General features: G+C 69.2%; 14 protein-coding genes. 5 read left to right on the forward strand and 9 right to left on the reverse strand.

The annotated features are described in order from the left end of the window. Positions 1 to 15: 15 nt before the first annotated feature. From DM194_RS27180 to DM194_RS27195, 4 genes are all read right to left on the reverse strand, one after another. The gene (locus DM194_RS27180) at positions 16 to 1,251 is read right to left on the reverse strand and encodes a D-alanyl-D-alanine carboxypeptidase family protein (protein WP_111070755.1); all 1,236 of its coding nucleotides are present in this window, start codon (positions 1,249 to 1,251) and stop codon (positions 16 to 18) included. A 116-nt stretch (positions 1,252 to 1,367) separates the two neighbouring features. Beyond that, positions 1,368 to 3,389 carry a hybrid sensor histidine kinase/response regulator gene (locus DM194_RS27185; RefSeq protein WP_111070756.1) on the reverse strand — a complete coding sequence of 674 codons (2,022 nt, stop codon included), beginning with the start codon at positions 3,387 to 3,389 and terminating at the stop codon, positions 1,368 to 1,370. A 310-nt stretch (positions 3,390 to 3,699) separates the two neighbouring features. Next, positions 3,700 to 4,233, reverse strand: a complete 534-nt coding sequence (gene infC, locus DM194_RS27190) for a translation initiation factor IF-3 (protein ID WP_111070757.1) — start codon at positions 4,231 to 4,233, stop codon at positions 3,700 to 3,702. Between the two features lie 55 nt (positions 4,234 to 4,288). Next, positions 4,289 to 4,513 carry a hypothetical protein gene (locus tag DM194_RS27195; protein ID WP_111070758.1) on the reverse strand — a complete coding sequence of 75 codons (225 nt, stop codon included), beginning with the start codon at positions 4,511 to 4,513 and terminating at the stop codon, positions 4,289 to 4,291. A 395-nt stretch (positions 4,514 to 4,908) separates the two neighbouring features. Here DM194_RS27195 and ypfJ point away from each other — a divergent pair, with 395 nt between their 5' ends. After that, on the forward strand, positions 4,909 to 5,814 hold the full coding sequence (gene ypfJ / locus DM194_RS27200) for a KPN_02809 family neutral zinc metallopeptidase (RefSeq protein ID WP_111070759.1): 906 nt from the start codon (positions 4,909 to 4,911) through the stop codon (positions 5,812 to 5,814). Between the two features lie 154 nt (positions 5,815 to 5,968). After that, positions 5,969 to 6,286: a HigA family addiction module antitoxin gene (locus tag DM194_RS27210; protein ID WP_111070760.1), complete on the forward strand. Its 318-nt coding sequence runs from the start codon at positions 5,969 to 5,971 to the stop codon at positions 6,284 to 6,286. 15 nt (positions 6,287 to 6,301) lie between these two features. Here DM194_RS27210 and DM194_RS27215 read toward each other — a convergent pair whose 3' ends face one another. Then, positions 6,302 to 7,183 carry a hypothetical protein gene (locus DM194_RS27215; protein WP_111070761.1) on the reverse strand — a complete coding sequence of 294 codons (882 nt, stop codon included), beginning with the start codon at positions 7,181 to 7,183 and terminating at the stop codon, positions 6,302 to 6,304. A gap of 370 nt (positions 7,184 to 7,553) precedes the next feature. Here DM194_RS27215 and DM194_RS27220 point away from each other — a divergent pair, with 370 nt between their 5' ends. Next, entirely contained in the window at positions 7,554 to 8,918 is a 1,365-nt protein-coding gene (locus tag DM194_RS27220) for a nucleotide sugar dehydrogenase (protein ID WP_111070762.1), read from the forward strand. Positions 8,919 to 8,976: 58 nt separating this feature from the next. Here the strand turns inward: DM194_RS27220 and DM194_RS27225 are convergent, their stop codons facing one another. After that, a complete protein-coding gene (locus DM194_RS27225; RefSeq protein WP_246024686.1) occupies positions 8,977 to 9,654 on the reverse strand; it encodes a DUF2076 domain-containing protein in 678 nt (225 codons plus the stop codon). A gap of 446 nt (positions 9,655 to 10,100) precedes the next feature. Between DM194_RS27225 and DM194_RS27230 the strand changes: the two genes are divergently transcribed. After that, entirely contained in the window at positions 10,101 to 11,312 is a 1,212-nt protein-coding gene (locus DM194_RS27230; protein ID WP_111070763.1) for a putative DNA modification/repair radical SAM protein, read from the forward strand. 15 nt (positions 11,313 to 11,327) lie between these two features. Continuing rightward, positions 11,328 to 12,788, forward strand: a complete 1,461-nt coding sequence (locus tag DM194_RS27235) for a UdgX family uracil-DNA binding protein (RefSeq protein ID WP_246024687.1) — start codon at positions 11,328 to 11,330, stop codon at positions 12,786 to 12,788. A gap of 118 nt (positions 12,789 to 12,906) precedes the next feature. On the opposite strand, the gene cysN is transcribed toward DM194_RS27235, so the two are convergent. The 3 genes from cysN to DM194_RS27250 form a co-directional block, all read right to left on the reverse strand. After that, complete coding sequence (cysN, locus tag DM194_RS27240; RefSeq protein WP_111070764.1) at positions 12,907 to 14,868, reverse strand: sulfate adenylyltransferase subunit CysN; 1,962 nt, start codon at positions 14,866 to 14,868, stop codon at positions 12,907 to 12,909. Next, entirely contained in the window at positions 14,868 to 15,719 is an 852-nt protein-coding gene (cysD, locus tag DM194_RS27245) for a sulfate adenylyltransferase subunit CysD (protein ID WP_246024709.1), read from the reverse strand. The genes cysN and cysD overlap by 1 nt, the downstream gene beginning before the upstream one ends. Positions 15,720 to 15,864: 145 nt before the next feature. Further along, positions 15,865 to 16,728, reverse strand: a complete 864-nt coding sequence (locus DM194_RS27250) for a sulfotransferase family protein (protein ID WP_111070765.1) — start codon at positions 16,726 to 16,728, stop codon at positions 15,865 to 15,867. Between the last annotated feature and the right edge of the window lie 611 nt (positions 16,729 to 17,339).

The following is a 17,339-nucleotide window of genomic DNA, read 5'->3' on the forward strand; positions in this document are numbered from 1 at the left end:
GCGCCGCGCGATGTATTACTGCCCCCGCACCGCGAAGCAGCCATGGCCGGCGGCCTTCAGGGCGGCGCAGGCGGCGCCGGCGCTCTCGGCGGGGAAGCCGGTCAGCCGGGCCTTGTAGAGACCGCCGGAATGGACGACCTCGGGGCTGGCGCCGTCGGCGAGCGCCCCCAGGCGCTTGGCCGAGTCCCCGGCGCTGCGCACCGCGGCGGCACGGCTGGCGAAGGCACCGACCTGGATGGACCAGCGTCCGCCGGCAGAGGAATTGGAGGCGGAGGAATTGGAGGCGGGGGGCTTCGCGGAGGGCACGGCGACGCTCACCGCCGTGCTGCGCTCGGCGGCAGACGAACTCCTTTTGGTGATCACCAGATCCGGGGCGGCGGGCGCCGGCTTGGCCGGGCTGGTCGGGCGCTTGAAGCCGATGTCCAGCAGGTCGGCGACGCGGTCGTCGCGGGTGGCGGCGCTGCGGCCGCCCATCACCACGGCGATCAGGCGGCGGCCGTCCCGCACGGCCGAGGCGGCGAGGTTGAAGCCGGAGGCGGCGATGTAGCCGGTCTTGATGCCGTCCATGCCGGGATAGCGCGCCATCAGGCGGTTGTGGCTGTGGACCGTCGTGCCCTGCCAGTCGAAGCTGCGGCGCTGGAAATAGGCGTAGTGGCCGGCATGACGGCGGATCAGGGCACGGGACAGGATCGCCATGTCCCGCGCCGTCGTCCGCTGCAGCCGGTCGGGCAGGCCGGACGCGTTGCGGAACACCGTGCGGCGCATGCCGAGCGCGCGGGCGCGCGCCGTCATCTTCTGGGCGAAGGCCGACTCGCTGCCGCCCAGCGCCTCCGCCAGCACCACCGCGACGTCGTTGGCGGAGCGGGTGATCAGGGCCAGGATCGCCTGCTCCACCGTGATGGTGCTGCCGGGCGACAGCCACAGCCGCGACGGCGGCATCGAGGCGGCGTGCCGCGACACCACCAGCCGCTGGTTCAGCCGCAGCGTGCCGCGGTCCAGCGCCTCGAAGGTCAGCATCAGCGTCATCATCTTGGTCAGCGACGCCGGGTAGGTCAGGGTGTCGGCGTTGCGCGCCCGCAGGACCTTGCCGCTCTCCGCCTCCATCAGGATCTCCGCCGCCACCGGCGCCCACTCCCCCTTGCGGCTGCCCTTGGCCCAGGCCGGCTGCGAAACCAGCAGGACCGAGAGCAGCAGGGCCAGGAAGGCGGTCAGGGAGAGCAACGTCGTCGAAGCACGGGCGAGCAGGGGCATCGTCTCAGTCCGGCGGTTGGCGCAGCCCCGCTGCGGCACGGGCGCTGTCGGCTTTGTGGTCGTTCCCCCCCATCGGAAGGGACGGGGGCAGGGGCGGGGCTGTCCTGAGGCGGGCGTCACCCGCCGGACAGCATGGAGCCTACCATGGAACGGAAGGCATCGACCGCCACAGGTTTGACCAGCATCCGCCTGTTGCGGCCCAGCCCGTCGGCCCCGTCGCCGGGCCGGTCGTCCAGGGCCTGGAAGGCATAGCCTGTCAGGAACAGCACCTTCAGGTTCGGTGCCTGCGCCTGCGCCATATCCGCGAGCTGGCGGCCGTTCAGGCCGGGCAGCCCGACGTCGGTCACCAGAAGATCGACCGGTCCACCTTCGCTCAGCCGGGCGAGCGCCTCGGTGCCGTCGGCGGCCTCCAGCGTGGTGTAGCCGTCGCCCTCCAGCACCTCCACCAGCAGCATGCGGACCAGTTCCTCGTCCTCCACCACCAGAACGGTGCCGCGGCCGGCCCCGGCCTGCTCCGGCGGCGGAACGGCGATTTCGGCCGGTGCGGTTCCGTCGTCGGGAGCCGGGGCGGGAGCCGGGGCGGGAGCGGAGGCGGCATGATCGCGCGGCAGGCAGAGATGCACCGCCGTGCCCCGGCCGACCGTGCTGTCGATGCGGACGAAGCCGTCGGACTGGCGGGCGAAGCCGTAGAGCTGGCTCAGCCCCAGGCCGGTGCCCTGGCCGATCGGCTTGGTGGTGAAGAAGGGTTCGAAGACGCGGGCCAGCACGTCCGGCGGCATGCCGCTCCCGCTGTCGCGCACGGTCATCGTCACGTAATCGCCGGGCGCCACCCCGGGATCGTTGACGAGGTCGGCCGCGGCGAAGCTGGCGTTGGCGGTCTCCACCGTCACGGCGCCGCCGCCGGGCATGGCGTCGCGGGCGTTGATGACCAGGTTCAGCAGGGCGCTTTCGATCTGGTTCACGTCGGCACGGACCGGCCACAACGGCTCCTCCAGCCGGCGCTCCAGCCGGATCGTCTCGCCGACCGACCGGCGCAGCAGATCCCACAGCCCCACCACCAGCGCGTTCAGGTCGGCGCGCTCCGGCTTCAGCGGCTGGCGCCGGGCGAAGGCCAGCAGGCGCCGGGTCAGGGTGGAGGCACGATCCACCGCGGCGCGCGCGGTGACGGCGAAGGGCACGATGTCGGTGCGGCCGGATTCCAGCCGCTGTTCGATCAGCTCCAGGCTGCTGCCGATCGCCTGCAGCAGGTTGTTGAAGTCGTGGGCCACCCCGCCGGTCAGCTGGCCGACCGCCTCCATCTTCTGCGCCTGGGCCAGGGCCTCGCGCGCCTCGTCCAGCGCCTCCTGGGCCTTGCGGCGCTCGGTGATGTCGCGGGTGATCTTGGCGAATCCGCGCAAGACCCCGGTCTCGTCGCGGATGGCGTCGATGACGACGCTGGCCCAGAAGCGGGTGCCGTCCTTGCGCATGCGCCAGCCCTCCGCCTCGAACCGGCCCTCGTTCAAGGCGGTGGCGAGCGCCCGCTGCGGCATTCCGGCGGCGCGGTCCTCGTCCGTGTAGAAGCTGGAGAAATGCCGGCCGATGATCTCGCCGGCGCCGTAGCCCTTCATCCGCGCCGCGCCCGCATTCCAACTGCTGATGCGGCCGGTGGTGTCGAGCATGAAGATCGCGTAGTCGACCACGCCCTGGACCAGCAGGCGGAACTGTTCCTCGCTGCGCCGCAGCGCCTCCTCGGCCATCCTGCGTTCGGTGATGTCGCGGGTGACCTTGGCGAAGCCCATCAGCGTGCCGGTCTCGTCGCGGACGGCGCGGATCACCACGCTGGCCCAGAAGCGGGTGCCGTCCTTGCGCACGCGCCAGCCCTCCGCCTCGAAGCGGCCCTCGTTCAAGGCGGTGGCGAGCGCCCGCTGCGGCACCCCGGCAGCGCGGTCCTCATCCGTGTAGAAGGTGGAGAAATGCCGGCCGATGATCTCCTCGGCCCTGTAGCCCTTGAAGCGCGCGGCTCCGGAATTCCAGCTGCTGACGATCCCGTTCGGGTCGAGCAGATAGATCGCGTAATCGGCGACACTGTCGACCAAGAGCTGGAACCGCCGTTCGCCGGAGATGGGCTCCCAGGCGGACGTGGCGTGTTCAACCTTCATAACAACGACTTTCCGGAACACGGGAGGGAAAGGAAACAAAGCTCCCGATGATCCTCGGTCGATACCGGCAGGGTCAATAACCCAATGCGAATAGTCAGGTATTAATCCGCTGCATCATGCGAAATATTCCTAAAAGGGCCCCTCGAGAAATCCGGGACGGGATTTTCAATCGTCGGGACCGGGACCGGTCGGAATAGGGTCCGGCAGCGGGAACAGAGGCGGGGGAAGGAAACGGGGGAGGAGGCGGGGAAAAAGGGGCGGGGCGGCGAACCGCCCCGCATGGCCCCCTTGGCAAGGGCCGGACCCGCGCTCAGCGCGGGGCCAGCACCATGACCATCATGCGGCCTTCGACCCGGGGCATCTGCTCGACCTTGGCGATGTCCTGGAGCTGGTCGCGCACGCGGACGAGCACGTTCAGACCGAGATCCTGGTGCGCCATCTCGCGACCGCGGAAGCGCATGGTCATCTTGACCTTGTCGCCTTCCTCGATGAAGCGGATGGCGGAGCGCATCTTCACTTCGTAGTCGTGATCATCGATGTTCGGCCGAAGCTTGATTTCCTTCAGCTCGATGATCTTCTGCTTCTTCCGCGCCTCGTTGGCCTTCTTCTGCTCCTCGAAGCGGAACTTGCCGTAATCGAGGATCTTGCAGACAGGCGGATCCGCCTGGGGCGCCACTTCGACGAGGTCGAGGTCGGCATCTGCGGCGGCTTCCAGCGCTTGGCGGAGCGGCACCACGCCGACCATCTCGCCGTCGGCGCCGACGAGGCGGACCATCCGGGCGGTGATTTCACGGTTGAGGCGCGGGCCTTCGCGGACGGGGTCCGCGTCGTAGAGCTTGGCTATGGTGATCTCCTATGGCTGTGGAGGGGTAGAAAGGGACGAGCCCGGGCCGAGAGTCTCAGCCCAGGATGTCGAGCACAATCTGCCGCAGTTCGCCCCGGGTCAAGCCGGACGGCTCGGGATTGGAGCGGAAATCCGACTTTTTGCCGTCAACTGCGGCGAAATGGCCGGCAGCGGCGTGGACGGAACGGCGGGTGGCGGCCAGATGGCCCGGCGCAAGCGCGGACTGGGCGGCGAAATGGCCGGTGGAATGCGAAGCGGTCGACAGGATCGGGGTCGTCATGAAAAATCCTCCAGGCCGGATGGGCTGACCGATGGACTCGGGGCCGGCCGGCTCGTTGTGAGTGTGGCGTCTTGAAACGGGAGCCATTGCGGCGGACACCGCCCGGCAAGGCTCCGATAAGCGGGACCGGCCCCGGAACGGGCATGCCCCCAAAAGGCCGGCGTTCCCAAGGAAAGCTCCCCCTCGATGAACCGGAGGGGGCAGGGAAGCGCACCGCTGAATGCGGTGTCGGCCATGTCCCGAGATGGGGATGGGGAGAGGTTTTTTCAAGCTGTTCCGCTCGTCTCCTCCTTTTGCTTCTCCGTGCGGCTGCGGTTCTTCAGGGAACGCGCGGGCGGCCCCATGGTTTCGTCTGCACCGGCCCATCACGAAGGATGGCCGGAAGGAGGGCGGCGATGCGGTGGCAGGGCGGACGCGAGAGCGGGAATGTCGAGGACCGGCGCCGCCAGGGAGGCGGCGGCTTCGGCGGCGGAGGCCGGGGCGGCCTCCGCATCGGCAAGGGCGGGCTGGGGGTCGGCGGGGTCATCGTGCTGCTGCTGGTGTCGGCGGTGCTGGGCGTCGACCCGATGGTGCTGCTGAACGGCATCGACCCGGCAGATCAAAGCACGGCCGGCCAGACGCAGATCGGCGAGGCCGCCCCGCGCAGCCAGGCCGACGACGAGCTGAAGCGTTTCGTCTCCGTCGTGCTGGCCGACACCGAGGACACCTGGCGGGGCCTGTTCCAGCAGATGGGACGCCAGTACCAGGATCCGAAGCTGGTGCTGTTCACCGGCACGGTGGCGTCGGGCTGCGGCCGGGCACAGGCGGCGATGGGTCCCTTCTACTGCCCGATGGACCAGAAGCTCTACATCGACCTCGGCTTCTACCGCGAGCTGCGCGACCGCTTCCGGGCTCCGGGCGACTTCGCCCAGGCCTATGTCATCGCCCATGAGGTCGGCCACCATGTGCAGACCCTGCTGGGCATCTCCGGTCAGGTGCAGGCGGCCCAGCAGCGGGCGCGCAGCCCGGCCGAAGCCAACGCCCTGTCGGTGCGGCTGGAACTGCAGGCCGACTGCTTCGCCGGACTCTGGGGCAATCACGCCAACCGCGACCGTAAGATGCTGGAACCCGGCGACGTCGAAGAGGCGCTGACCGCCGCCAGTGCCATCGGCGACGACCGCCTGCAGCGCCAGGCCAGCGGCACCGTCAGCCCCGACAGCTTCACCCATGGCAGCTCCGCCCAGCGTGTCCGCTGGTTCCGCACCGGCCTGGAAAGCGGCCGGCTGGAGGCCTGCGACACCTTCGGCACGGACCGGCTGTAAGGGGGAGGGCTTGGCCGTTATCCATTATCAACGACCAGTGGCGGGTCTGCTTCCGCTGGGCCATCGTTGGAGATACTCAGGCGGATGCCGACCTCCTGACCGTTCCCGGAGAGCCCTACGACGTCGCGATCGCCGACTACCATTGAGGTGCGCCATGAGCCATCCCGCCAGCGACAACCTGCCGCCCATCCATCCCGGCGAGTTCCTGCGTGACGAGTTGGAAGCGCTGGGGCTCAGCGCCCGGAGATTCGCCGGGCATATCGGCGTGCCTCCCAACGCGGTGACCGAGATCATGAATGGCGAGCGCCGGATCACCGCCCCGATGGCGCTGAGGCTGGGCAAAGCCTTTGGAACCGACGCGCGCTATTGGACCAACCTGCAGAGCATCTTCGAAACGAAGGTCGCGCGGGCGGAGATCGGCGATGCGCTGGACGCCATCCAGCCGCTGCCGCATCCGGGCAAGCCGGCTTGATACCAGCCGCCATCATCATTGACCGCTGGTATAACTCGCCGCTCCGCGCATGAGCCGCAGATAGTCGAGCACGCGGGCGGTGCGCCAGTCGGGATCGGCCCAGCAGGCGGCTTCCCGCGCGCGGCGGCAGGCGGCCACCGCCTCCAGACGGGGCTGGCCGGTCAGCGGGCGCAGGTCGGCGGGGATGGCGGCGAGACAGGCGGCGGCCAGATCCGCGGGCGGGGCGGGGCCGGTCTCCAGCCAGCGTTCGGCATCCCGGAAGCGGTCGCGGCACATCAGGGCGATCATGTAGTCGCAGGCCGATTGCAGGCCGGGCGCCAGCCGGCCGGGGCTGACCGACAGGACCGGCAGCAGGGGCGCCAGGGTCGGGGCCAGATGGTTGGCGTAGAGCGTCGCGCCCCAATAGCGCTCCGCCGTCTGCCGGAAATGGTCGAGGTCGCGCACCGGCACCAGGCCGGAGGATCCGATGGGCAGGATCTCCACCTTCGGCTTGGTGACCACCACCGTGTCGTTCGACACGTCGACATAGAGCGCGCCGATCTGCAGCGCGTTCTGGAAATACTGCCCGCGCAGGACGCCCCAGACGCTTTGCAGCACGCCGCCCTCCTCGACGAAGGCGCGCAGCGCGCGCTCCACCGGGCCGGCCGGCTGGGCCAGACGCTGCGACAGGCGGGCGAAGAGGTCGCGGGTGATCTCCTCGCAGCGGCCATAGGGATAGGGCTTGCCGGCGGCAGGCGGCAGGCCGGCGAGCGCCCGGTCGCTCTCCGCGCGCAGGGCCATGAAGTAGCCGTACAGCCCCTCCGGATCGCCGCCCAGATGGCGGGCGGTCAGCGCCGTCTGGCGGTCGTCCACCGGGGCGATCTGCTGGGGCAGGAGGGGCGGGGATTGCGGCGTCATGGCGGGCGGGATCCGTCGTTTCCCGGCAAATTGGCTTTTCCCGGCAAATTGGCACCCTTCGCCGTCCCGGCGCCAGAGTTTCCGTTTCCGATCCCCCCTGCGGAAGGGAGGGTTGCGCAAAGCCACGGCGCTCGCCACACATTCGGCTGCCGCAGGCGGTCCGCCCGTCCGGGCGGCACAACCCTGTGATACCGCCGAGCGTAAGTTCTGACTTATGCTCGGCGGTAAGGGCCGCGACTGCGGCCCCGCAGGCCCATGCCTGCGAAGGCAAGCGGCCGGACGGCCGCGCCCGCCGTTTGAGGGTGAGCGTAAAGTCTGATGTGTCAGACTTTACGCTCGATGATATGAAGCGTCTTCAAGGAGCGGCAGGATGAGCTCAGCGGACACCGCAGCCGATCTCCAGGCGCCCGACATCCGGTCTCTGGAAAGCGCCTATCGCGGCCGCGGCGCGCGGGTGGCGGTGATCGGGCTCGGCTATGTCGGGCTGCCGCTGGCCCTGGCTCTGACCGGGGCCGGGTTCACCGTCACCGGCTTCGACATCGACCCGGCCAAGGCGGCGGCGCTGAACGGCGGGCGCTCCTACATCCGGCAGATCGACGACGGGCGCGTCGCCCAGGCGGTGGCGACCGGGCGGTTCCGGGCGACGGCCGACGCCGACGAATTCGCCGCCTGCGACGCCGTGATCGTCTGCGTGCCCACGCCCTTGTCGCCGCAGCGCGAGCCCGACCTGAGCTTCGTCGAGGCCTCCACCCGGCTGATCCGCGACCGGCTGCGGCCGGGACAGCTGGTGGTGCTGGAATCGACCACCTGGCCCGGCACCACCGACGAGGTGATGCGGCCGATCCTGGAGGAGACCGGACTGGTCAGCGGGCGCGACTTCTTCCTGGCCTATTCGCCCGAGCGCGAGGATCCCGGCAACATCACCTTCACCACCAGCACCATCCCCAAGGTGGTCGGCGCCGACGACGAGGGCGCGCGGCTGCTGGCGGTGGCGCTCTACGAGCAGGTGGTGCCGCAGGTGGTGCCGGTGTCCGGCACGCGGACGGCGGAGGCGACCAAGCTGACCGAAAACATCTTCCGCTCGGTCAACATCGCCCTGATGAACGAGCTGAAGATCGTCTTCGAGCCGATGGGCATCGACATCTGGGAGGTGATCGAGGCGGCGAAGACCAAGCCCTTCGGCTTCATGCCCTTCTATCCCGGCCCCGGTCTGGGCGGGCACTGCATCCCGATCGACCCCTTCTACCTGACCTGGAAGGCGCGCGAGTACCAGATCTCCACCCGCTTCATCGAGCTGGCGGGAGAGGTCAACACGATGATGCCGCGCCATGTGGTCGACCGGCTGGCCCTGGCGCTCGACCGGCGTTCCGGGATCGGGCTCAGCCGCGCCCGCATCCTGCTGGTCGGCATGGCCTACAAGAAGAACGTCGACGACAGCCGGGAGTCACCGGGGCTGCGGCTGATGGAGATGCTGCTGGAGCGCGGGGCGGCGGTCGACTACCACGACCCCTTCATCCCGGTGCTGCCGGTCACCCGCGAGCATGCGGCCCTCGCCGGACGCCGCTCGGTCGAGTGGACGGCGGAGACGCTGGCGGGCTTCGACGCGGCGGTGATCGTCACCGACCATGACGGGATCGACTACCCGAGCCTGGCCGCCCATTGCCCGCTGGTGGTCGACACCCGCAACGCGATGCGGGCGGTCGGGGGCTTCGCCGACCGCATCGTCAAGGCTTGAAGGCCTGCAGCCCGCGGAAGGAGGGCCCGCCGCCCCCTCCCGCGGACCGCTGCGCGGCTCAGAACTCCTCGTCGCCGCCGAAATCGCTCCAGCCGCTGTCCTCGACCGCCTGCTCGGCATGGTCGGTGGCGGCGGTGGCCGCGTCGGTCGCTGCGCCGGCAGCCTCACCCGCCACCGCCTCGCCGCCCGAGAACATGCTGGACAGCGCGCTGCCGATCAGCATGCCGCCGGCCACGCCGGCCGCCGTCTGCATGGCGCCGGCCATGAAGCCGCCGCCGGCCCGCGGCGGCTGCTGGCCATAGCCCGGAGTGCCGGGAGCGGCGGACGGACGGCCCCAGGGGGAACCGGCCGGCATGGCCGCCTGGGCGGCGGCGGCGGGACGCTGCGGCTGCGGCTGCGGCGCGGCGGCAGCGGCGGGACGGCTGGCGCCGCCGAACAGGCTGCCGAACAGACCGCCGCCGGACTGGGCCGGGGCGGCAGCGGCGGCGGGACGCTCGCGCAGCTGGCGCTCCAGCTCCTCATTGCGGCTCTGGGAGGCGGCGAGCGCCTGCTCCATCATCACGATGGCCTGCGCCATCAGATAGGGAGCGGCCGGCTGGCGGGCGATCCGATCGCGGATCAGCGCCTCGGCCTCGGGATCGCGCGGGCCGGATTGCGCCTCGGCCTGATGCAGCTTGGCGAACAGGTCGTCGATGATCTGGCGTTCGGTCTGGTCCATGGCGATGCTCGTCTTCATGAAGAGGTTGTGGAAGGGATGAATGAAAAATTCCCGCAGCCGCCGCCGACCCCGACCGCCCGAAGCGGCGCCAGGCGCGGGCGGCGCGCCGGAGGGACGGCGCGCGTCGGGGACATGCCGGAAGCGGAAGGGGGTGGGAACCGGGTGCGGGATCTCAGGGGTGAGGACATCAGTCCCTCCAAGTGCGGTCACGCCCGTCGGCGCAAAGGCAGGTGAAGAGATCCGACATCGCGACCACGTCTAAGTCGCCAGAGGGGCCCGGATCCAAGTGATTGAGCACGTGGCCCCGCCCCACTTTCCTGTCAAGACGGCGCCCCCACAATTTGCCGGCGGAAGGAGCCGGGCCGGACCGCCGAAGGCGCGATTTCGCCCCCGCCATTCGGCTTGCCTTTTCCCCTTGAAAGAACATATTGCGAACATCGGCAAGGGAGAGGGAAGCCCCGACAGTGGATGACGCGCTGCTCGACAAGCTCGGGATTCTGGCCGACGCGGCGAAGTACGACGCCTCCTGTGCGTCCTCGGGCGCCAAGCGGCGGACGGGCGGACCGGACGGCATCGGCTCGACCACCGGGGCCGGCATCTGCCACGCCTATACGCCGGACGGACGTTGCGTCTCGCTGCTCAAGATCCTGCTGACCAACTATTGCCTGTTCGACTGCGCCTACTGCATCAACCGCCGCTCCTCCAACGTGCGGCGGGCGCGGTTCAGCGTGGACGAGGTGGTTCGGCTGACTCTGGGCTTCTACAAGCGCAACTGCATCGAGGGGCTGTTCCTGTCCTCCGGCATCATCCGCTCGCCCGATCACACCATGGAGCAGCTGATGCTGGTGGCGCGCACGCTGCGGCGCGACCATGGCTTCGCCGGCTACATCCACCTGAAGACCATCCCGGAGGCCAGCCCCTGGCTGATCGAGCAGGCCGGGCTGTGGGCCGACCGGCTGTCGATCAACCTGGAACTCGCCTCCGACCGCAGCCTGAAGGAGTTCGCGCCGGAGAAGGACGGCGGCGCGATCAAGGCGGTGATGGGACAGGTCGGCGAGCGCATCCTGGAAGCCAAGGAGGAAAAGCGCCGCTTCTCCCCCGCCGGGCAGAGCACCCAGATGATCGTCGGCGCCGACGCCTCCACCGACCTGTCGGTGCTGGAGACCAGCGACACGCTCTACCGCCGCTATGGGCTGCGCCGGGTCTATTACTCCGCCTTCAGCCCGATCCCGGAGGCGAGTTCCGCCCTGCCGGCCAAGCCGCCGCCGCTCCAGCGCGAGAACCGGCTGTACCAGGCCGACTGGCTGCTGCGCCATTACGGCTTCACGGTGGAGGAGATCGCCGCCGGGGGCGAGGGCGGGATGCTGGATCTGGGCATCGACCCCAAGCTGGCCTGGGCCCTGAAGAACCGCGAGCGCTTCCCGGTCGACGTCAACAGCGCCGACCGCGAGATGCTGCTGCGCGTGCCGGGGCTGGGGGCGCGGGCGGTCGACAGGATCGTCGAGGCGCGGCGCCACACGAGCTTGCGGCTGGAGGATGTGGCCCGGCTGTCGTCCGGGCTGAAGCGGGCGCGCGCCTTCCTGATCGCCGCCGACCACCATCCGGGCGGGCTGACCGACCGCGCCGACCTGCGGCAAAGGCTGGTGCCGCCGCCCAGGCAGCTCAGCCTGTTCTGACCCATGGGGCGCCCCATGTACCGCACCATGTACCGCATGGACTTGAAGGACGGCGCCGACCTGGACGGCTTCCGCCGCGCGCTGCGCGGGCTGGTCGCGCTCGGCGTCGAACCGGACGAGGTGGTGTGGAGCGGCGGGGCGGCGCCGTCGCTGTTCGGCGATGCCGCTCCTCTGCCGGCGGACGCGCCGCCGGTATCGCTGCCGCGGCCGGTGGGGGCGCTGATCGAAAGCGTGGTCTGCCACCGCGATCCGGAACGCTATGCCCTGCTGCATCGGCTGGTCCGGCGGGTGGTTCGGGGGGAGCGCGGCATCCTCGACCACCATGCCGACCCGCTGGTCCACCGGCTGGCGCTGCTGGACAAGGCGGTGCGGCGCGACCTGCACAAGATGCACGCCTTCCTGCGCTTCCGCGAGCTGCGGGATCCGGCCAACTCCGAAGGTCCGGGGAGCGAGCGCTACGTCGCGTGGTTCGAGCCCGACCATTTCATCGTCGAGGCCGCCGCTCCCTTCTTCGTCGAACGGTTCGAGAGCCTGGTCTGGTCGATCCTGACGCCGGTGGGATCGCTGCATTGGGACCGGCGGTCGCTGACCGTCGGGCCGGCGGCGGCGAAGCCGGAAGGGCTCGACCGCGACGACCGCTTCGCCGAGGGCTGGCAACGCTACTACGAGAGCACCTTCAACCCGGCGCGGGTGAACCCCACGGCGATGCGGGCGGAGATGCCGCGGAAATACTGGGCCAACCTGCCGGAAGCCGCCGCCATTCCGGCCATGATCCGCTCCGCCCCCGCCCGCGTGCAGGCGATGATCGAGGCCGAAGCCGCCGCCCCGCGCCGCCGCAACCCCGACAAGGCCGTCGCCGCCATGGCCCGGCAGGAGCCGGCGACGCTGGCCGAGTTGAACCGCATCATCCTCGCCGCAGAACCAATGATATCGGGCCCGCCGGTGCCGGGGGCGGCGCAGGCGGTGCTGGGCGAGGGGCCGGAAGGGGCGGCCATCGCCATCGTCGGCGAACAGCCCGGCGACCGGGAGGATGTGGAGGGCCGCCCCTTCGTCGGTCCCGCCGGGCAGCTGCTGACCCGCGCGCTGGAGGAGGCCGGGATCGAGCGCGGCGCCGCCTACCTGACCAACGCGGTGAAGCATTTCAAGTTCGTCGCCCGCGGCAAGCGCCGCCTGCACCAGTCGCCGACCGCCGGCGAGGTGAAGCATTACCGCTGGTGGCTGATGAGGGAACTGGCCTTCGTCCGCCCGCGTCTGGTGGTGACGCTGGGCGCCACCGCGGCGCTCGCGCTGACCGGACGCAGCGTGTCCGTCCTGCGGGAGCGCGGGCCGATGGACTTCGGCGAGTGGAACGGCTTCGTCACCGTCCACCCGTCCTACCTGCTGCGCCTGCCGGCCGGGGAGGAAGCGGAGCGGGCCTATCGCGACTTCGTCGCCGACCTGCGGCGGGCGCGGGAGATGGTGGAGGGGACGGGCTGACGGCCGTCGGCCGCTGCCGGATGCGGTGGCCGCCGTTTGAGGGCAAAGAGCATAAAGCCTGATCTGTCAGGCTTTATGCTCGATGAGATGACAAGGTCAGTTCAAGCGTTCGCCGGTATCAGATCACCTCCCGGCGCCGCAGTTCCCCGATCACCTGGGCGACCATCTCGTCGGTGCCGTGCTCGGCCCCCTTCAGCGTGATCTCCGGGGCTTCCGGCGGCTCGTAGGCGCTGTCGATGCCGGTGAAGTTGGGGAGCTGGCCGGATCTTGCCTTCCTGTACAGCCCCTTGGGGTCGCGGGCTTCGCAGACCTCCAGCGGGGTGTCCATGAAGATCTCCAGGAACTCGCCGTCCTCCACCAGGGAACGCGCCATGCGGCGCTCCTCGCGGAAGGGGGAGATGAAGCTGACCAGCACGATCAGCCCGGCCTCCACCATCAGCTTCGCCACCTCCGCCACCCGGCGGATGTTCTCCACCCGGTCCTCGTCGGTGAAGCCCAGATCCTTGTTCAGGCCGTGGCGGACATTGTCGCCGTCCAGGATCATGGTGCGGCGGCCGAGCCGGTGCAGCTCCTGCTCCAGCCGGTCGGCGACGCTGGACTTGCCGGAGCCGGACAGGCCGGTGAACCACAGCACGCAGGGCTTCTGCAGTTCCCCCGCCCGCGCCGCCTTGTCGACCTTCGAGGCGTGGCGGTGGATGTTCGACGCCCGGCGCAGCGGGAAGCGGATCATGCCGCAGCCGGCGGTGGCGTTGGTCAGCCGGTCGATCAGGATGAAGCTGCCGGTCTCGCGGCTGTCGGCATAGGCGTCGAACGGGATCGGCCGGTCGAGCGCCAGATTGCAGAAGCCGACGTCGTTCAGGTCCAGATGCTTGGCGGCGGCGTGTTCCTGGGTGTTGACGTTGATGGTGTGCTTCAGCTCCGTCACCTGGGCGCCGACCATCGCCGTGCCGGCCCGCAGCAGATAGGAGCGGCCGGGCAGCAGCGGCTGCTCGTCCATCCACACCACATGGGCGGCGAACTGGTCGGCCACCTCCGGCCGGCCAGCCGCGGCGACGATCATGTCGCCGCGGCTGGCGTCGACCTCGTCGGCCAGCACCAGGGTGACGGCCTGTCCGGGCAGCGCCGTCTCCAGATCGCCGTCCATGGTGACGATCCGCGCCACCCGGCTGGTCCGCCCGCCGGGCAGGACGGCGACGTCGTCGCCGACGCGCACCGGGCCGCCGGCCACCGTGCCGCAGAAGCCGCGGAAATCCTGGTTCGGCCGGTTCACCCACTGCACCGCCATGCGGAAGGAGCCGAGCTTCTCCTCCGCCGCGGCGTCCACGCTCTCCAGATGGCCGAGCAGGGTGGGGCCGCCGTACCAGCCCATGCACTCCGACGGCTTGGTGACGTTGTCGCCGGTGAGCGCCGAGACCGGGATGCAGGTGACGCCGGTGAGGCCGATGCGCTCCGCGAAGACGCGGTAGTCGGCGGCGATGCGCTCGAAGGTCTCGCGGTCCCAGCCCACGGCGTCCATCTTGTTGACCGCCAGCACGACATGGCGCACGCCCAGCAGCGAGACGATGGTGCTGTGTCGCCGGGTCTGGGTCAGCACGCCTTTGCGCGCGTCGACCAGCAGAACCGCGGCGTCGGCGGTGGAGGCGCCGGTGACCATGTTGCGGGTGTACTGCTCGTGGCCCGGCGTGTCGGCGACGATGAACTTGCGGCGGTCGGTGGTGAAGAAGCGGTAGGCGACGTCGATGGTGATGCCCTGCTCACGCTCCGCCGCCAGCCCGTCGACCAGCAGGGCGAGGTCGAGCTGGCCGGCGCCGGTGGTGCCGAAGCGGCCGGAATCCGCCTCCAGGCTGGCCAGCTGGTCCTCGAACAGGCATTTGCAGTCGTAGAGCAGCCGGCCGATCAGCGTCGATTTGCCGTCGTCCACCGAGCCGCAGGTGATGAAGCGCAGCAGATCCTTGCCGTTCTGGCGGGCCAGATACTCCCGCACCTCGGCGGCGGCATCCGCGGGAGCGATGCCCGAGGCCGCGGTATCGGCAGGAGCGGCATCGGCGGAAACGGCGACGGGATCGAGATCCTTCAGCATCAGAAGTAGCCTTCCTGCTTCTTCGCCTCCATCGAGGCGGCGGCGTCCTGGTCGATCACCCGGCCCTGCCGTTCCGAACTGGTGGACAGCAGCATCTCGCGGATGATCTCGGGCAGGGTGGCGGCGGTGCTGCGCACGGCCCCGGTCAGCGGATAGCAGCCGAGCGTGCGGAAGCGCACCCAGGCCATCTCCGGCACCTCGCCGGGCTTCAGCGGCAGCCGGTCGTCGTCGACCATGATGAGAGTGCCGTCGCGCTCCACCACCGGGCGGGGCTTGGCGAAATAGAGCGGCACCACCGGGATGTTCTCCTGGTGGATGTATTGCCAGATGTCCAGCTCGGTCCAGTTCGACAGCGGGAAGACGCGGATGCTCTCGCCCTTGTGGATGCGCCCGTTGTAGAGGCTCCACAGCTCCGGCCGCTGGTTCTTCGGCTCCCAGCGGTGGGTGGCCGTGCGGAAGGAGAAGACGCGCTCCTTGGCGCGGCTCTTCTCCTCGTCGCGGCGCGCCCCGCCGAAGGCGGCGTCGAAACCGTGGGCGTCGAGCGCCTGTTTGAGCGCCTGGGTCTTCATCACGTCCGTGTGGACGGCCGAGCCGTGGCTGACCGGGCCGATGCCCTGGCGCACGCCCTCCCGGTTGATGTGGACCATCAGGTCGATGCCCAGCTCCCGCGCCGTGCGGTCGCGGAATTCGATCATCTCCCGGAATTTCCAGGTCGTGTCGACATGCAGCAGCGGGAAGGGCGGCTTGGACGGGTAGAAGGCCTTCATCGCCAGATGCAGCAGCACCGAGCTGTCCTTGCCCACGGAATAGAGCATGACCGGCTTCTGGAACTGGGCCGCCACCTCGCGCATGATGTGGATGCTCTCCGCCTCCAGCCTTTGCAGGTGGGTGAGGCGGGCGGGCGTGGTCAGGATCGCCGGCAAGCTGCCCTCAGGACCGGAGGCGGGGCCGGGCTCGGAAAGCTCCCTCGCCGCGGGGCGGGTGTCGAGCAGCGGATCAAGAAGCATAGCCGGCCTTCTTCTGCATGTCTCCGGCCACGGCATCGAACACCGTCCGACGCTTGCGCGACCACTCGATCGGGCGCTTCGACGGATCGAAGCCCTTGGGTTTCTCGACGGGCGTCCAACTGACCTCGCCATTGCTGCGCGAGGCGCGGGACGACCCGAGGATGGGCAGGTCGCCGATCCGCTCGAACGGATAGCGCGTCTCCTGCAGCTCCAGAAAACGCATAAGGTCGCGGACCGTGCCGTCGGGGGCGGCAACCGCATCCTCGAAGCGGACCAGCCGGCAGGAATCGGCGCTCATGCGGCTCTGCGCCTCCAGCGCCGCCTCGGTGCCGAAGCTCCATTCGCGGCAGACGTCGGCGAAGGTCCGGCCGAGGAAGCGCAGCGGCCAGGTGTCGATGGTGGACTGCACGGCGCGCATGCCGTCGCGCAGCACGATCAGGCAGCGCTCCGCCGGGAACAGGTAGGGGAAGTACCGCATCATCCGGGTGTGGGGCGACTTGATCACCACCGTCTTGTCGGCCGGAAACTCCGCCTCGATGCGGCGCAGGAAGCCGCTCACCATATAGCAGAAGGTCTCCAGGTCGCGGAACGATTCCCGGTTGCGCTGGTAGAGGCGCAGGAAGCGCCCCTCATAGGCGCGGGCGTCCTCCACCGTGTTCAGGAAGGGCAGTTCCCGGATGCCGAAGGGGTTGACCACCACGTCGGGGTGCAGTTCCAGCAGGCTCTGGAGATAGTTGGTGCCGCTGCGCGGCATCACCCCGTGCAGGAAGACGATCCGCGGCGCGCGGCGCGGGCCGGCGGCGGCAGTGGGAGTGGCAGCGTCCTGCGGGAGCCCGCGGACCGACTGCGCCACCGCCCTCAGATGACGGGCGTTCTCTTCCCCGAACCAGGGATCGAAGAAACTCGACCGTTCCGTGCTGGGGAGTCGAAGAAGCCGTTTTCCGACAAAGCCGATTTCCTTCTGAAGTCGATGAACCGCTCCACCTCCGAAATGATTTCGAAGAGATGCGGCATAATGATCGGCTGTCAGGGCTTTCGCATTCCGAAACACAACGGCCTCCTTTGCGTCACCTCTGCGCTTGGCATCTCGAATTTTCCTGTTTCTTGACGGTCGATGCGCCGTTTCAGCAAATTCGGCAATCGCCGCTTCCCACACCTTGTTATGGTCCTAACGGATTGGCTTTTTTAGCTCTAATCTGGATCTAACCCCATGGTCCTACAATTATGCGGGTATATAATACAATGGTGTGATGCGCATCATGCAGACTTTCCATTGAATTCAATGTCCCTATCTTGTAAGTAGAGAAGAAGCGATTGAAAAGGAATTCATTTGTACTGATGCGCATTCCGGAATCACCCTCTGCTTATTCTGCGGAATTAGCCCATGGAGGCTAAACGTCCGACTTATTCATCCAGACATTCCCCCTCTGGATAGCAGACCTTCCTGAGTGGACTCACCGGTAC

The organism is Azospirillum ramasamyi (genome assembly GCF_003233655.1).
Taxonomy (GTDB): Bacteria; Pseudomonadota; Alphaproteobacteria; order Azospirillales; family Azospirillaceae; genus Azospirillum; species Azospirillum ramasamyi.

What these genes read in the sequence shown, in the direction of transcription:
- cysD (WP_246024709.1), bottom strand. Translation starts at nt 15,719, where the DNA reads ATGCGCGAGGTGGCGGCCCAGTTCCAGAAGCCGGTCATGCTCTATTCC.
- DM194_RS27220 (WP_111070762.1), top strand. Translation starts at nt 7,554, where the DNA reads ATGAGCTCAGCGGACACCGCAGCCGATCTCCAGGCGCCCGACATCCGG.
- DM194_RS27195 (WP_111070758.1), bottom strand. Translation starts at nt 4,513, where the DNA reads ATGACGACCCCGATCCTGTCGACCGCTTCGCATTCCACCGGCCATTTC.
- ypfJ (WP_111070759.1), top strand. Translation starts at nt 4,909, where the DNA reads ATGCGGTGGCAGGGCGGACGCGAGAGCGGGAATGTCGAGGACCGGCGC.
- DM194_RS27225 (WP_246024686.1), bottom strand. Translation starts at nt 9,654, where the DNA reads ATGAAGACGAGCATCGCCATGGACCAGACCGAACGCCAGATCATCGAC.
- DM194_RS27215 (WP_111070761.1), bottom strand. Translation starts at nt 7,183, where the DNA reads ATGACGCCGCAATCCCCGCCCCTCCTGCCCCAGCAGATCGCCCCGGTG.
- DM194_RS27180 (WP_111070755.1), bottom strand. Translation starts at nt 1,251, where the DNA reads ATGCCCCTGCTCGCCCGTGCTTCGACGACGTTGCTCTCCCTGACCGCC.
- DM194_RS27185 (WP_111070756.1), bottom strand. Translation starts at nt 3,389, where the DNA reads ATGAAGGTTGAACACGCCACGTCCGCCTGGGAGCCCATCTCCGGCGAA.
- DM194_RS27210 (WP_111070760.1), top strand. Translation starts at nt 5,969, where the DNA reads ATGAGCCATCCCGCCAGCGACAACCTGCCGCCCATCCATCCCGGCGAG.
- DM194_RS27235 (WP_246024687.1), top strand. Translation starts at nt 11,328, where the DNA reads ATGTACCGCACCATGTACCGCATGGACTTGAAGGACGGCGCCGACCTG.
- cysN (WP_111070764.1), bottom strand. Translation starts at nt 14,868, where the DNA reads ATGCTGAAGGATCTCGATCCCGTCGCCGTTTCCGCCGATGCCGCTCCT.